Source organism: Sphingobacterium sp. xlx-96, assembly GCF_011007365.1.
Taxonomy (GTDB): Bacteria; Bacteroidota; Bacteroidia; order Sphingobacteriales; family Sphingobacteriaceae; genus Sphingobacterium; species Sphingobacterium luzhongxinii.
The window spans coordinates 400,235-415,856 of sequence record NZ_WFKM01000001.1; the positions used below are offsets into that span (position 1 = coordinate 400,235).

General features: G+C 38.7%; 18 protein-coding genes and 1 tRNA gene. 13 read left to right on the forward strand and 6 right to left on the reverse strand.

Translation table 11 applies throughout. The features are described 5' to 3' along the window. Positions 1–2: 2 nt before the first annotated feature. Both cysD and G7B20_RS01865 read left to right on the forward strand, forming a co-directional pair. Positions 3–893 (forward strand): sulfate adenylyltransferase subunit CysD, encoded by an 891-nt coding sequence (gene cysD / locus G7B20_RS01860; protein ID WP_164108331.1) that lies wholly within the window; start codon positions 3–5, stop codon positions 891–893. A 52-nt stretch (positions 894–945) separates the two neighbouring features. Next, entirely contained in the window at positions 946–2,190 is a 1,245-nt protein-coding gene (locus tag G7B20_RS01865; protein WP_164108332.1) for a sulfate adenylyltransferase subunit 1, read from the forward strand. Positions 2,191–2,213: 23 nt separating this feature from the next. Here the strand turns inward: G7B20_RS01865 and G7B20_RS01870 are convergent, their stop codons facing one another. Beyond that, a complete protein-coding gene (locus G7B20_RS01870) occupies positions 2,214–3,035 on the reverse strand; it encodes an alpha/beta fold hydrolase (RefSeq protein ID WP_164108333.1) in 822 nt (273 codons plus the stop codon). A 158-nt stretch (positions 3,036–3,193) separates the two neighbouring features. Between G7B20_RS01870 and G7B20_RS01875 the strand changes: the two genes are divergently transcribed. Both G7B20_RS01875 and G7B20_RS19390 read left to right on the forward strand, forming a co-directional pair. Next, positions 3,194–3,267 (forward strand) — tRNA-Arg (locus G7B20_RS01875). A gap of 425 nt (positions 3,268–3,692) precedes the next feature. Continuing rightward, positions 3,693–3,920: a hypothetical protein gene (locus tag G7B20_RS19390; protein ID WP_240465967.1), complete on the forward strand. Its 228-nt coding sequence runs from the start codon at positions 3,693–3,695 to the stop codon at positions 3,918–3,920. A gap of 142 nt (positions 3,921–4,062) precedes the next feature. Here the strand turns inward: G7B20_RS19390 and G7B20_RS01885 are convergent, their stop codons facing one another. Then, on the reverse strand, positions 4,063–4,545 hold the full coding sequence (locus G7B20_RS01885) for a hypothetical protein (protein ID WP_164108334.1): 483 nt from the start codon (positions 4,543–4,545) through the stop codon (positions 4,063–4,065). A gap of 91 nt (positions 4,546–4,636) precedes the next feature. Further along, entirely contained in the window at positions 4,637–5,110 is a 474-nt protein-coding gene (locus tag G7B20_RS01890; protein ID WP_164108335.1) for a hypothetical protein, read from the reverse strand. A 437-nt stretch (positions 5,111–5,547) separates the two neighbouring features. Here G7B20_RS01890 and G7B20_RS01895 point away from each other — a divergent pair, with 437 nt between their 5' ends. The 3 genes from G7B20_RS01895 (at position 5,548) to G7B20_RS01905 (ending at position 7,086) form a co-directional block, all read left to right on the forward strand. Beyond that, positions 5,548–5,958 (forward strand): hypothetical protein, encoded by a 411-nt coding sequence (locus tag G7B20_RS01895; RefSeq protein ID WP_164108336.1) that lies wholly within the window; start codon positions 5,548–5,550, stop codon positions 5,956–5,958. 125 nt (positions 5,959–6,083) lie between these two features. Beyond that, on the forward strand, positions 6,084–6,500 hold the full coding sequence (locus tag G7B20_RS01900; RefSeq protein ID WP_164108337.1) for a hypothetical protein: 417 nt from the start codon (positions 6,084–6,086) through the stop codon (positions 6,498–6,500). 436 nt (positions 6,501–6,936) lie between these two features. Then, positions 6,937–7,086, forward strand: a complete 150-nt coding sequence (locus tag G7B20_RS01905; protein ID WP_164108338.1) for a hypothetical protein — start codon at positions 6,937–6,939, stop codon at positions 7,084–7,086. Between the two features lie 379 nt (positions 7,087–7,465). On the opposite strand, the gene G7B20_RS01910 is transcribed toward G7B20_RS01905, so the two are convergent. Then, positions 7,466–8,176, reverse strand: coding sequence for a DUF4397 domain-containing protein (locus G7B20_RS01910; protein WP_164108339.1), 711 nt, complete (start codon positions 8,174–8,176; stop codon positions 7,466–7,468). A gap of 119 nt (positions 8,177–8,295) precedes the next feature. Continuing rightward, positions 8,296–10,002, reverse strand: a complete 1,707-nt coding sequence (gene lysS / locus G7B20_RS01915; RefSeq protein ID WP_205600160.1) for a lysine--tRNA ligase — start codon at positions 10,000–10,002, stop codon at positions 8,296–8,298. Positions 10,003–10,310: 308 nt separating this feature from the next. Here lysS and G7B20_RS01920 point away from each other — a divergent pair, with 308 nt between their 5' ends. The 6 genes from G7B20_RS01920 to G7B20_RS01945 all read left to right on the forward strand — a co-directional run bounded on the left by G7B20_RS01920 (position 10,311) and on the right by G7B20_RS01945 (position 15,365). Next, positions 10,311–10,559 (forward strand): type B 50S ribosomal protein L31, encoded by a 249-nt coding sequence (locus tag G7B20_RS01920; protein WP_093096812.1) that lies wholly within the window; start codon positions 10,311–10,313, stop codon positions 10,557–10,559. A 69-nt stretch (positions 10,560–10,628) separates the two neighbouring features. Beyond that, positions 10,629–11,816, forward strand: a complete 1,188-nt coding sequence (locus G7B20_RS01925) for a putative sugar nucleotidyl transferase (protein ID WP_164108340.1) — start codon at positions 10,629–10,631, stop codon at positions 11,814–11,816. A gap of 31 nt (positions 11,817–11,847) precedes the next feature. Then, positions 11,848–12,612, forward strand: coding sequence for a triose-phosphate isomerase (tpiA, locus tag G7B20_RS01930; RefSeq protein WP_164108341.1), 765 nt, complete (start codon positions 11,848–11,850; stop codon positions 12,610–12,612). A 137-nt stretch (positions 12,613–12,749) separates the two neighbouring features. After that, positions 12,750–13,589 (forward strand): 50S ribosomal protein L11 methyltransferase, encoded by an 840-nt coding sequence (gene prmA, locus G7B20_RS01935; RefSeq protein WP_164108342.1) that lies wholly within the window; start codon positions 12,750–12,752, stop codon positions 13,587–13,589. Positions 13,590–13,591: 2 nt separating this feature from the next. Then, the gene (locus G7B20_RS01940) at positions 13,592–14,965 is read left to right on the forward strand and encodes a Mur ligase family protein (RefSeq protein ID WP_164108343.1); all 1,374 of its coding nucleotides are present in this window, start codon (positions 13,592–13,594) and stop codon (positions 14,963–14,965) included. Between the two features lie 70 nt (positions 14,966–15,035). Beyond that, the gene (locus tag G7B20_RS01945) at positions 15,036–15,365 is read left to right on the forward strand and encodes a helix-turn-helix domain-containing protein (RefSeq protein WP_164108344.1); all 330 of its coding nucleotides are present in this window, start codon (positions 15,036–15,038) and stop codon (positions 15,363–15,365) included. 59 nt (positions 15,366–15,424) lie between these two features. On the opposite strand, the gene G7B20_RS01950 is transcribed toward G7B20_RS01945, so the two are convergent. Continuing rightward, positions 15,425–15,592, reverse strand: a complete 168-nt coding sequence (locus tag G7B20_RS01950) for a hypothetical protein (protein WP_164108345.1) — start codon at positions 15,590–15,592, stop codon at positions 15,425–15,427. Positions 15,593–15,622 lie beyond the last annotated feature (30 nt).

Here is a 15,622-nt window from a genome sequence, read left to right on the forward strand (position 1 = left end):
AAATGGATTATTTAGATCATTTAGAGGCAGAAGCCATTTATATTCTCCGTGAGGTCGCGGGACAATTTGAGAAGCCGGCCTTGTTGTTTTCCGGGGGAAAAGATAGTATTACATTGGTGCACCTTGCCAAGAAGGCATTTCGTCCGGGCAAATTTCCTTTTCCTTTGGTACATATTGATACCGGGCACAATTTTCCGGAAACTATTTTATTCAGGGATTGGCTTATTGATCAAACCGGCGAAAAGCTGATCGTTGGCTCGGTTCAGGATAGCATCGATGCAGGACGCGTTGTGGAGCAAAAAGGCAAAAATGCGAGCAGAAATGCATTGCAGACGGTGACTTTGCTGGATACGATCGAGCAGTATGGTTTTGATGCCTGTATTGGTGGGGCGAGGCGAGATGAGGAGAAGGCACGGGCCAAAGAGCGTATTTTTTCGGTACGCGATGAGTTTGGGCAGTGGGATCCCAAGCGTCAACGCCCCGAATTGTGGAACATCTTTAATGGTAGGATACATAAAGGAGAGAATGTGCGCGTGTTTCCTATCTCCAATTGGACCGAGTTGGATGTCTGGAACTACATAAAACGGGAGCAAATAGCATTGCCATCTATCTATTTCAGTCACGAGCGCGATGTCGTGTGGCGCAATGGACAGTGGATGGCTAGTGCAGACTGTCTGCAAATTGATGAAGCGGACAAGGTAGAGCATCGGTCTGTGCGTTTCAGAACAGTAGGAGATATGACCTGTACTGCCGCAGTAGACTCTATTGCCGTAGAACTCGATGATATTATCTCCGAGATAAAGGCTTCGACGGTGAGTGAAAGAGGGGCTAGAATGGACGATAAAGTATCTGAAGCAGCCATGGAGGAACGGAAAAAACAAGGGTATTTTTAGTGTTTAGTATTTAGTACATAGTATTTAGATATTAGATTTTAGACAATAAGAAATGAACATATTAAAATTTATAACGGCTGGGTCAGTAGATGATGGCAAGAGTACGCTGATCGGTCGCTTGCTATACGATACCGATTCTATATTGGACGATCAATTGGAGGCCATTCAAAAAGCGAATCGGAAGAATGACGACGGTACGGTCGATCTTGCTATCCTCACCGATGGATTGAAGGCCGAACGGGAGCAGGGTATTACCATCGATGTGGCCTACAAATATTTTCAGACCGAGGTGCGTAAATTTATTATTGCCGATGCACCAGGACATATTCAGTATACCCGTAATATGGTGACCGGAGCCTCAAATTCTGATTTGATCATTATCTTGATAGATGCCCGCAAGGGGGTGATCGAGCAGACCAAAAGACATTCTTTCATCGCTAAATTATTGTCTTTGAAAAAGGTGCTGGTCTGTATCAATAAAATGGATATGGTGGATTATAGTCAATCTGTTTTTGATACGATCAAGTCGGATTATCAACGATTAGCGGACAATTTAAAATTACAGGACGTAGATTTTGTACCAGTCTCCGCACTTAAGGGAGATAATATTGTTTTTTCTTCCAAGCATATGCCTTGGTATACAGGAGCGACTTTGCTGCATTATCTGGAGACGGTTCAGTTTGCCGACAAAGGAACCGGCGCTTGGCGTGTCCCTGTACAGTGGGTGGTACGCCCTCAGACCTCAGATCTGCCTGATTATAGAGGATATGCCGGCCGGGTAATAGGTGAGGGATTGAAAGTAGGCGATGACGTTGTCGTATTACCTAGTGGCGTAAGCAGTAAGGTGAAGGCCATAACCTTTGATGAAGCGGATCTAGCGCAGGCCGAGGATGGGCAGTCCGTCATTGTACATCTGACAGACGATATTGATATTTCCAGAGGCGATTTTATTGTTAGCGCCTATTCGCAGCCCTATGCCGAGCGTAGTTTTGAAGCCAATATCAGTTGGTTTGAAAACAAATCGTTGGATATAAATCAGGTCTATCTTTTGCAAAATCAAACCAAGGTAACCAAGGTTAAGGTGGTCGAGATCAAGTATAGGTATGATGTCAATACGCAAGACATGGTTTATGACGAGCGAATTGGATTAAATGATATGGGACGGATTGTCGTTAAGGCAGCGGACGAGGTGGTTTTTGACTTAAACAACGAATTGGCATTAAACGCACGGGCTATATTGATCGATCCCCGCAGCAATTTGACGGTGGGCGCATTGACCATAGAGGAATTGGTTTAATCCCTCTATGAACAGTTTTCTCCTTATCTAAGGAGAAAACTGTTCATATGTCTGTTAAAAGCCAACGGTTGTTCCAGGTTTGGAAGATGTCCCGCATTTTCTATTTCGACGTATTTTGCGTCAGCAATGCGTTGGCTCATTTCTTCCATTAGGTTCTTCGGGGTAATCTTATCCTCACTTCCTCGGATCAGAAGGGTCGGAACCTTTATATTTTCTAGCATCTCCGTACTATCCGTTCGGGATGCCAGCGCCAATAGGGTAGCGCATATGCCTCGAATTGAATTTCGCCGAATACTGCTTTTTATCAATTCTATCGCTTCTTGGTTTTCCTCCTCGTTTTTGTGGACAAAGATATTATCTATAAACCCCAGGGCAAAGGGTCTTCTGCCGTGCCTCAGGATAGCTTGTATACTGTCAAAACGTTTCTGCTTGGCTGTATTGTCGTCTGCTTTGTGGTGGGTATCCGACAGGATGAGCCCTTCTATTTTTTCGGGTATCAACTGATAGATCCGTAGCGCTATATAGCCGCCCATAGAGACTCCGCATAGCGTTACTTTTTCGAGATCCAACTTGGCGATAAGTGCTATGATATCTTTTGCAAAGACATCAATACTGAAAAAACCATGTCCGTTCGTGGACAGTCCATGACCACGTACATCTACTGCGATCCCCGTGATATTGTCTTCCAGAGATTCCATTTGAGGCCGCCAAGAGTTCTTGTTAAAGGGGAATCCATGTATAAAAATAATAGTACGCTCTTCTATCTCTGTCGCCTTTTTGATGTGATAAGATAGACTGATATCTTCTACTCTTATTTTGCTGCTACGAATAATACGCTCTGTCATAAAAAATAAAATGTAATTCAATTACTATCAGCAATATATAAAGAATAATGCTTTTTTTTGACTAAAAAGGAATAAAAATGTTTGAAATATTGAAAAAAGTGCTGATATTTGCATCACTGAAACGGAGTATAACTAAGGTTTTACAAAGCTTCGAAAAAGCATTCCTAGCTCAATTGGATAGAGCGTCTGACTACGGATCAGAAGGTTAGGGGTTCGACTCCCTTGGAGTGCACAGGTTAAAGGATTCTCATTCGAGGATCCTTTTTTGTTTTCTCTCTTTTCGGGTGTTAAGAGATGAATTTCTTTGTTAACGAATAAGTCATCGCACTGCTGCTAACATATACCATCCCCAAGGTCTTTCTGAAATAATTACAGTTAAACTTTACCCTTTGAGCAATGCTATTTTTTTAATATCATTTTTATCTTAGCTTAGTGGAAAAATGACAACCAATTATGTCTCGAAAATAAAAATTCCATAATCCTGAAGGGGTATAGTTTGTCAGTTTTGCTACAATCAATTGGGGGATGTATTTGTTCGGAGATTATACGCTGACATTCTTGTTAATTCATTAAATTACTGTGTAAAGGAAAAGGGAATGCGAATTTATTCCTGGTGTATCATGCCCAGTCATCTACATCTTCTTTTTCGTTCTTCCAATGAGGATCCTCAGCGATTATAACAGGATTTTAAGAAATATACGGCAAAGCAAGATTATACATGAAATTAAAGATAATGTACAGGAAAGTAGAAGGGAATGGTTATTTTGGATGATGGAAAGAGAGGGGATAGAGGCTGGATTTGTTCCAGAAGGGCATTTTTTGCAATATAGTAGTGCGATAGATTACAGTGGTGGCAGGGGATTGGTAAAGTTGGAAGTGTTGTGAATGAATAGATAATATATAAGGGAACTTTAGGGGTAGGCTATTGATGAGAGGTTGTTGAGTAATTGGTGCTTTTTTTGCCCCATATAGTCTTTTTGATGTAAAAACATAGTGCAGTAATAATTACGGACCTAATAAGATACCTTCAGTTTAAAAGTTCAGTATCTAAAACTTTTTTATCTGAGTTCAGAAATTTATCACCAGAATTGTTAATAATTAATATTTTCTTCAAGTCTTTTCGCTTGATGATTTTAAAACCATCACCATTTACAATATTATTAAACATTAACTTCTCTGAAGAAAATTCTATTTTATCTATAATTGAAGAATCTTTTATCCAGATAATAGCCCAATTACCCTGATTTAAATCAAACGGTTGCTGTTTTGCATCATCCGGTATCGATGTTTCAGTTTTCAATTGGGTTGTGTTATTTTCATGACTTAGAATGATGATTTTGTCAAAGGACAATTTTGGAGGGTTTAAATCTAATGTATCACCTTCCGTAATAGTGTTAATTTTTTTATAGATTTGGTCGATAAAATTTGACGAATTGCTTTCATGTTTTTTTGGTATACATGCAAGATAGAAACACGATAGTAAGGAGAATGCAATTAAGTAAGCTTTCATGTGGATGTGCGATTAGTATCCCAATGATGTGGGGAATCTGGAAAAATCTTGTGTATTCATTTCGCTATTTTATCCGATGCTTATATTGAAATTATTTAATAGCGTTTATTTTATTTAGAATGTTTTTTTCAAAAACTTTCATTTCACTGAGGTTGGCAAAAAAGCCAAAATCTTTATTCATCAAACGGAGATCGCCAGTTACCGTATCGACGAAACTAACTAAATAGATATTAGTATTATTTCCATTATCTCTAATCATGGCGTGAACAATTTCCTGTCTTTCTTTATAGTAAAAATCTACTTTTTTCCAATACCCTGTATGGTCGTTTTTAAAGGATAATTTGTCATTTTCAAAAAATAAGTCAGGTTCTATTTCATGAAGTTTTATTAATTTACGTTCAGTTTCTTCGATAGATCCAGTAATTTGCCATGCTTCTGCAAAGGGATAAGAACCTGCAAATCCTCCTATTTGTCTTCTGAAAAATTCAAAGCAAAAGAAACCGATAACTAAAAACAAAACTCCTAAAAACCACTTTTTTAAGTGGCTTTTATTTGATGTTAACATATAAACGAATTTGATTTTACGAAAAGTAAGCATTGATCTTTAAGCTGATGTTAATAGGAGGTTAACTTTTTAGTGCAGAACAAAAAATGGTTTTCTTTCTCAGGGGTAGATGTGATTCGAGCATAGTTAAGGTTATGGATGCTGAGAATTATATCAAGTTTGATAATTGGTTAAAGCGACTGAATTATTTAAAGAAAATTTCTTTAGATCTAGTTGGAACTTTTATTGTTAAATCGTGAAAAGTTCTTAATTACAGATCGAAACTAATAAAAGGAATAATTTAATGAAAAAGCTAACTACGATTGAGTTAATACCTAGTAGTCTACAATAGCAATTGGTAATGTCTCGAAAAATCTAAGAGTTCGAAATAAATGTAATCATTGCTTACGAGGCGGGGGTAATGTGAGCCGTTTTTCGGGCTTTAAAATAGAAATGCTATGAAACATTATCTTATCACTTATTTGTTATTGTTTCTTTTCTCTTTGTTAATAATCTCGTGCAATGAGAAAAAGGAAGTTCGATTTCGCGCAGATTATTTTATGGGAATAGAAGCTCTAAAAATCACAGTGAAAGATAATCTTAAAAACGTTCTCTTCTCTACTATCGTAGATAGTAGAGATAATATCAATGTAAGTATTGATTCTGTCATCAGGTATAGCCGTCAAGCCGACTCTCTGAAAATCACTGTAAATGATGCCGATACTTCTATTGCTATTCAGGATCTGTCAAAAAGGCTAATTGACATCGCATATACTAATATGTTTTATGGAATAAAATATACTGTTCTTTTTGGTTCTGAATACGAAAGAATAATTTTTAATCAACCCTATTTTAAACATTATGAGTAGATTTCAGCTATATCAAGTTAAAATTCAAATAATTCACAGAAATAGAAATCAATATAGATAGTGAAATTTCAATGAATAAAGAAATTAAAGTCTCAGTGTCAAATGATTTAATTCTATTGTCTTTTATGATAATCAGAGTTGTTGTATATTTAGGAGTAGTCTTTTTGTTAGATCTCCCCGTCTATTTTTATTATGGGGTTGCAATAATGATGCTGCCAACTCTTTATCTACATTTTAAATATCAGATAGGCGATAGTACAAAAAAGGTGCTGCTCTTCGACCAAGAGATATTATTGGTTTTAAAGGGACATGAGCAGGTTAATTTGACAGAAGCTAAAAGTGTTATCTATCACTGTCATGTTAAATTGACGGAGCGTAATATTCCTTTTCTAATTAATCCTGATTACTACAATATAGTTTTCAAGATGGGGGATGGTTGTGAATTCAGTGTTTCGTCGCTTCTAGACCGAAAACTTAGAAACTATGTTAACGAGCGAATAGACAATAAGAAAATTAGTTACAAGTATTATATGTTATATTAAATGCAGATTTGAATAATCTGGATATACTCTGATGTGGCGGAATCTCTTGAACGATACTATTGTTTTGTTTGTATTTTAGATTTGCTTAATGATGATTGCCAATTATGTTGTAATGGATAGGGGGAGTCTGATTAGAATGCCATAAGCACTGTGACACCAGCGGAAGATTAGAAGTAAATGTTGAGAATGAAACGAAAATAAATAGAAATATCTTTATATATATTGCTTGTTCTCTGGTTGTGGCTCTTGTGTTTTCAAAAGTTACGAATTGCATAATTTATAAGGATACACCGTTATTTATTTTATTGGCGTACGAAGAACTTAAGGAAGGTGATGGTGTTATTCCGGTGATCGGTAAAATTCAGGACGAGACAACATTTGGCCGATACCAAGTGTCATGCCCGTCTGGCATAGAAGACTATAAAACATTAATATTATGGAAACAAATAATATGATATCTTATATTCTATTCAGAATCGGTGCTTTCACGATCTTTTTCTACGCTATTCTAGGTTGCCAGACAGTCAAAGCAAAAAAAACAACAATTTTACGAAAGAGAACAGGCTTATACCCATCAGCAGCATAAATATACAGAAGCCTTTGGGGGGTAGATAGCATCGGTCGATATTGGACATTCCGCGCCGACAGTGTTTTCTATTATCACCCTGATAGCGGATTACGCGCAAGGCAAGGTCTGTTATCACTGTGGGAGAATAAGCTGCAAAAACAGGCTTGGACGTCCGTAATGGATAGTAATAATACCAAGGCGGTCGAGCGAAAAAATAGCAGCTTATGGAAGACTTCCTCGCGAAGCAGAAAGGAGATGCAAGGACGCATTTTAATTGGGATTATAGTATTCCTGGGGCTAGGTTGTTTTGTGACTTTCTACTTTATAAGGAGCGAGTAATACAAAAAAGGGTATGCCTCCGTGAGACATACCCGCTATATAGAATTAAGATGTAATTTTAATATTGCGCCACGACACCAAGGTATAATGGTCTTTCTGTTGAGTTTTTGTCTCCCGCCAGTATAATGCTGTAGTACCTACCTGAAGCGAGGTCTACCGAACGTTCGACCAGCGTATTGTTGCTTTCGTCTGTTACAATAATATTGGTTTTGCCGCTGTTTTGTGCCACGAAGGTAGCGTGTGCTAAGTTCTCTCCGGTCAACACACCTTCGATAGCTCTGTTGCTGTATATGGGAGTTTCCTTACTATTTATATAAACATTAACCTTGCCTGTATTGTTTGCGAGATGAAAGAAACGCAGTGCTGATTTGCTACCTAGATTCTCAACTTCTTTGTCTTCTGCAATAATCTGCTTTGGTTTTTCTGCCGTTCCATACACAAAAGAAGTGTAGTAAGAGCTGTCTTTGAAAGTGTATACCGTGTCAATCAGCGTTTTGTTCTCGGCAGATATTGTTTTGATTTTTCGATTTCCCGTGTACAGAAAAGTTGGTGGTACGCCGTATGTATTATACTGCAAAGGGTTGTACGCCGATTGTAAGTTGTTGTTGTCTGCCATATGCATAATATATGGAGAAGGCGTGTAAGCATTGACCATTGTCAACGTTGCCCTCGGGATGTTATTGATATCGTCATTATCTTTAAGACATCCACTCAACACTGATACACTTAGGAGGGCAATAAAGAATAATTTAATAGTATTTGTTTTCATCTTTCTTAATGCTTTTGTTTGGGATTATAACGGAAGGTTTTTTTGAAAAGCTACAGTCGGATAAAAAAAAAGCAGAAATCAAGAGATTTCTGCTTTTTGCTATTCTATTTTTACAGTTCTTATTTTTTGGAGATATATTTATTGTCACCATCCAAAACGATGTCGATCAGGTCTTTCTGACGTAAACTCTTGGTGGCATTGTCCCATTTTTTTCCACTTAAACCAGCTTTTTCTTTGATTTCTGATAGGGAGGAATGTTCTTCCGTCAACAGGTCTAAAACGGCTTTTTCATCGCCTGTTAGTTCTATCGCTACTTCCTTTTTCTCGGGTCTCATCTGCGGGAAAAATAAGACCTCTTGAATCGATGGGTTATTGGTCAAGAACATAATCAGTCTGTCCATCCCGATACCAAGGCCCGAAGTTGGTGGCATACCGTACTCGAGTGCTCTAAGGAAATCTTGGTCGATAAACATGGCTTCGTCATCCCCGTTTTCTGAAAGACGGAGTTGCTCTTCGAAGCGTTCGCGTTGATCAATAGGGTCATTTAACTCGGAGTAGGCATTAGCCACTTCTTTACCACAGATCATTAACTCAAAGCGTTCGGTGAGCTCAGGGTTGTCGCGGTGTTTTTTTGTAAGCGGAGACATTTCGACAGGGTAGTCGGTAATGAATGTCGGCTGAATAAAGTTGCCTTCACATTTTTCACCAAAGATCTCATCGATCAATTTACCCTTACCCATAGTATCGTTGACATCGATACCCATTCCTTTGGCGGCAGCACGGATCTCGTCTTCGGATTTTCCGGTAATGTCAAATCCGGTAAACTGCTTGATAGCGTCCGTCATCGTGACGCGTGGATAAGGAGCTTTGAAGTCGATATGATGTTCGCCGAATACTGCTTTGGTGTCGCCATTGACCTGTTGAGCACAGTGCTCTAAAAGTCTTTCTGTGAAATCCATCATCCAGTTGTAGTCTTTGTAGGCTACATATATTTCCATGGCGGTGAATTCCGGATTGTGTGTGCGGTCCATTCCTTCATTTCTGAAGTTTTTGGAAAACTCGTATACACCATCAAAGCCCCCAACGATCAGACGTTTTAGATACAGTTCATTGGCTATACGTAGGTACAATGGAATATCTAGCGCATTATGGTGCGTGATGAATGGTCTGGCAGCTGCTCCACCGGGGATCGCCTGCAACACCGGTGTCTCTACTTCCATATAGCCCGCCTCATTGAAAAACTGGCGCATAGCGTTGAAAAGCTTTGTGCGTTTGACAAATATATTTTTGTTCTGTGCGTTTACGATAAGATCTACATAGCGCATTCTGTAGCGCTGCTCTGGATCGGTAAAAGCATCAAACGTTTTGCCTTCGGCTTCTTTAACGACAGGAAGTGGACGCAAAGATTTGGTAAGTACAGTTAGTTTTTCGGCGTGTACAGATATTTCACCACTTTGGGTCGTGAATACAAAGCCCTCGATACCGATGATATCACCGATATCTAAAAGTTTTTTAAACAGGGTATTATATAAGGATTTGTCCTCTCCAGGGCAAAGGTCATCTCGTTTTACATAGACTTGGATACGGTCTGTAGAATCTTGGATTTCGATAAAAGAGGCGTTGCCCATGATACGACGGCTCATGATCCGGCCAGCGATTAAAATATGCTTGTAATTAATCTTGTCGCGTTCGTAATTTTCTAATATATCAGCAGCAGTAACATTCACCTTGAATTCGTCGGCAGGGAAGGGGTTAATGCCTAAGTCAATGATGCCTTGTAGATTTTGTCTACGTTGTAATTCCTGTTCGGATAATGCAATACTCATGTGTTATTTTTTTGAAAAATGTGTGTGCCCATATGGCTAGAAACAACCCTACATATTGGATATGATATCGTCTTACTGCGAAGGTTTGTTTAAATAATCAGCAAAAATAGCAAAAACGTAGCTAAAAAAGATCGATTAATCGCCTTATATTTTAAAATAATGTTACTTTTGTCCATTGATAAGTACGCCTCTGTTTTACATAGTGGATAATTATCCCGGTGTGGATAAATATTATTTTGCAAATTATTGTTAAATAGATTATCTTTGCACCTCAATTGTTGAATATATAGTAGTAATCATAAGATAAAATGAAAAAAGATTTGCATCCATCAAACTACAGATTAGTTGTTTTTAAAGACATGTCAAACGACTATGCTTTTGTAACTAAATCATGTGTAGATACTAAAGAAACTATCACTTGGGAAGATGGTAATGAGTACCCATTGGTTAAATTGGAGATCTCTCATACATCACACCCTTTCTATACGGGTAAAATGAAATTGGTTGATACAGCTGGACGTATCGATAAATTCCGTAGCCGTTATAACAAAAAGTAATCACCATATTATATATGGTATGAAAATCCCGATAAGTGCATTATCGGGATTTTTTTGTATTTTAGAGACATGTCTTTTTCCCTTGTTTTATTTGACGATTGTTCCTCTAGAGAACGATTACGACCTTTGACTACAACCCGCCCTACGGGCAATCTTCGCGTTGGAATATGGACTTTGGACCAAAAATGGCATCATGCTTTTGATGCCGACGTGGCTTATCTAACGCAAGATTACCTGCGTGAGAAATTCCCGATGCCACCTATGGACTCTGAAGGTTATTTAATCATTGATGGCCGCGTGCTGCCCAATGCCGAATTAGTGGACGAAATATGGGGTCTACAGCTAAATCAAAAACTTATATCGGATGATGGTGACTGGATCGCATTAAAGCTGGCGACTCTAGATGATTTTAATGTGCCTGCGTTGGAGCGGGCTGTAGCTGTTTTGTCCCACAGTAGGATCAATCGACTGCACTATCCGGAAGATATTTATTTAAATAATGCGGATCAGATCAGGTTTGATCTGGACTGTATGGGGATACAGGCTGTCGGCGCTGATGGGTATCCGGATAGTCATTTTCTGGGCACATCAATCTATATAGATAAGAATGCTGTATTAAAACACTGTATTTTAGATGCTACGCAGGGACCGATTTATATTGGTGAGGGAGTTGTTATAGAGGCAGGTGCGGTGATCCATGGCCCTGCGGCTATTGGAGCAGGTTGTCGTGTCAAAAGTGGGACTGTCGTGTATTCAAACGTAAGCGTGGGTGTAAACTGCACAATTTGCGGCGAATTAAATAATACGGTTATCTGGGGTAATTCTGCTAAAGGGCATCTGGGGTATCTGGGCTGTGCGGTAGTGGGGGAAGGTTGTAATATTGGGGCTGGAACGAATAATTCCAATTTAAGAAACGATTGGAAGACCGTGCGTCTGTATGACTATTCGCAGGCGGGGATGAGAGACACGGGCCTCCAAAAGTGTGGCGTAATTATTGGCGACCATGTTATGCTGGGAATTGGTTGTAAAATTAATACAGGAACGGTGATTGGGGTAGGTGCTCAGATTGCAATCTCGAATTTTATTCCGAAATTTGTGCCTGACTTTGGTTGGCTGACTGATTTGACCCAGGATCGTTATATCTTTGCAGCGTTTATAGCTATGCTACAACGGAAAGCTTTGGTCAAAGGGGAGTGTTTTGGGCATGAAGAAGAGAAGATATTGTCTCTTGTTTATGAAGAATCGCGAAATGTATAGGTAAATAATCAACACTAAATAAAATAATATTATGCGTAAAAAAATCGTAGCAGGAAACTGGAAAATGAATCTAGGTTATGAAGATGGGTTAAGCCTTTTTTCTGAAATCGTCAATATGGTGAAGGATGAAGTTATAGGCGATCAGGAGGTCGTGGTATGTAGTCCTTTTATTCACCTGTCTTCCATTGCCAAATTGGGTGCTGCGGTCACGAATGTGAGTATAGGAGCCCAGAATGTCCATCAGGCAGAGTCAGGTGCTTTTACAGGAGAGATTTCGGCTTCCCAGGTAAAATCTGTTGGCGCGAGCTACGTAATTTTGGGTCACTCGGAGCGTAGAGCTTATTTTGGAGAGACTGACGCACTATTGGCAGAAAAAGTTAATGTGACGCTAAAACACGACTTAAAGCCTATTTTCTGTATCGGAGAGACGAAAGAAGAACGTGAGTCAAACCGCTTTTTTGAAGTCATAAAAACCCAATTAGACCAAGGCGTATTTCACCTGTCGGCAGATGAATTTGCTAAGATCGTATTGGCGTATGAGCCGGTTTGGGCAATTGGAACGGGATTGACCGCTTCGCCAGAGCAAGCGCAAGAAGTTCATGCTTATATCCGCGAGGTAATTGCCAACCGCTATGATGCTACCGTGGCGGATAATACAACTATTTTATACGGTGGAAGTGCTAACCCGTCGAATGCTGCTACCTTATTTGCGCAGAAAGATATCGATGGTGGATTGATCGGAGGGGCGTCCTTGAAATCTAGAGATTTCTTGGAAATTGTGAAAGTATTTAATTAAAATAATGAAATATCCAGTAGCATTGACTGTACAAACGCGAATGACCGCGAAGCAGCATGCACACCCATTCGTTATAAAAGCGTGCATAATATACTTCGGATATTCCGTATGACCATTAAAGAACAAGTTATTTAAATATGAAATATACAGCTGTTAATTTTATAAGTGCTGACATTCAGGACTGGCAAAAGGATTTGCTTATTGCTGATCTTGGAGATATTGGATTCGATACATTTGAAGATAGTGAGCAGGGATTTGACGCGTATATCCCGAGTTCAAACCTGGATGTTCAGCGCTTGGAAACGTTATTGTTGGATCAGGTCGTGGATTATCAGTTGGATTATTCTATAAATGAAATCGAAGAGGAAAACTGGAACACACTTTGGGAAAGTAACTTTAATCCGATCCTGGTAGATGACGTCTGCTATGTGCGGGCTACTTTTCACGAAGCCAAACCGGAATACAAGTACGAAATCGTCATCGATCCTAAGATGTCTTTTGGAACAGGACATCATCAGACTACTTCTATGATGTTGTCTTTTATCTTAGCCAATGACTTTAACGGGAAGCGGGTGTTGGATATGGGATGTGGAACCGGGATTTTAGCGATATTGGCAGCAAAGAAAGGTGCTTCATCGCTATTGGCCGTGGATTATGATTCGATCTGTGTGGAAAGTGTGGAAGAGAATAAAGTGCTTAACGGCGTAACGAATCTGGAAAGTAGACTCGGCTCTAAAGAAGTGATAGAAGGGGGGATGTACGACACTATTTTGGCAAACATAAACAGGAATATTTTGTTAGATCAATTAGATACTTATGAATCTGTACTCGAAAAAGGTGGTGAATTGTATTTAAGTGGTTTTTATGAAGCTGAAGATTTGGATATTATAAAGCATAAATGTGAAGGCCTAGGTCTCTTCTTTAAAGAAAGAAAGGTTATGGATCAGTGGTGTGCAGCAAAGTTTGTTAAAGGATAATCATGCGGATACATTTTATAGCGATTGGGGGCAGTGTGATGCATAATTTGGCGATCAGCTTAGCCAAATTGGGGCATCAGGTTACTGGTTCTGATGATCAAATTGTAGAACCTTCAAAATCACGTCTGCAGGAAGCTTCCTTACTGCCTGAACAGATTGGTTGGAATGCGGATAAGATCACTGCGGATATTGATGCTGTTATCTTGGGAAAGCATGCATTGGCGGATAATGTGGAGTTAATGAAAGCCCAAGAGCTTAAAGTCAAGATCTATTCTTTTCCAGAATTTGTTTATGAGCACAGTATGGATAAGGTTAGGGTCGTTATAGCCGGCACGTATGGTAAGACGACCATAATCAGCATGATCATGCATGTGCTTAAGTATTTAAAACGAGATTTTGATTATTTAGTCGGTGCTAAACTTGAAGGGTTTGATTCACTGATTAAACTGACTTCTACAGCTCCTATTATGCTTATAGAAGGGGACGAGTTTTATGCTTCTTCCATCGACTTACATTCTAAGTTTCACTATTATCATCCGAATATTGCCTTAATCAGTAATATACAGTGGGACAACTTCAAAATGCTCATGACGGAAGAGGAGTATCTTGGTCAGTTCGAAACTTTTATCGATACCATCGTACCTAAAGGAACATTGATCTATAACAAGGAGGATAGTAATGTGGTTAAGATCGTGGGAGAGACGAAGGATTGTAAAATTAATAGACATGGATATAGATTGCCTAACTACTCCATAAACAAAGGGATCACCTATTTGCAGATCGGCGATCAGGATATTCCATTACAGATTATAGGCAAACAAAACCTGTCAAATATTGCGGGGGCTTATACGGTCTGCGAGTGGTTAGGGATAAAGAGAGATGAGTTTTATGAGGCTATCCGGAATTTTAAAAGTTCAATACGTTACCTGGAATTTGTGGCAAGCGCTGAAGGGTCTGTTGTTTATCAGGATTTTGCCCATACACCCACGAAGTTAAAGTCCAGTATACATGCTATAAAAGAACAGTTTTCTTCTTTTAAATTACTGACCATTATCGAGTTGAATCCCTATGACGTGATTGAGGGAGACAAGCTAGAGCAGTATGATAGCAGTATGATGGAGTCGGATACTTCGATAGTTTTTATCAATAAAAGCAGTATAAAAGAAAAAAATGTAGTTTTAGATAATATCGTAGATAGAATTGTTAAAGTCTTTAATCATCCTAACCTTTTGGTTATAACGGATCCCGTTGATTTATACGGATTTCTGGAAGTGTTTGATAGTAAGGGGTATAATATGCTGTTTATGAGTTCTAGTAATTACAGTGGAATTAATATGCTCAAATTTGCAGATAAATTTTTAACGAAAGTTAGTTAAACTGTTTTTGTTTTTCTTTTTATTTTAACAATTTATTTTTACTTTTGAGGTAAAACATAACATTTACCAAATGAATGCTTTAGGAAAGAAAATTAGATTACTAAGACATCAAAAAGGCTGGAGCCAAGAAGATGTGGCAAAGAGGTTAGATATATCTATTCCTGCTTTTTCGAAAATTGAAACCGGAATTACAGATGTGAATTTATCACGTTTGAATCAGATTTCCAAATTATTTGGTCTATCTTTAGTCCAATTACTGTCTACATCGGATTTGGACGACGATAAAGATAGAATGGATGAGTTGAATGAATTAAATAGAAAACTGCAGCTTCGGGAAATCGAAGTAATTGATTTGCAAAAGAAAGTGATTGATCTTTATGAGCAACTTCATAAGAAATAGAAAAGGCGATTTTTAAAATCGCCTTTTCTATTATAAGTGGATCTTCTTACAACTTAGCGCTAGAAATCATCTTCATCCTCATCGTCAAAGTCGTCAAACCCGCCCATACTGGCATCCATTTCTAATCCGAAATCATCTTCATCATCAAAATCAGAATCGTCCTCAGGACCGTTGAAATTGACTAATTCCTCTTCAATTTCAAACTTTTCGACACTCTCGTTCATCATAGTAAGCTAATTCTTTCTGTTATTTATTCT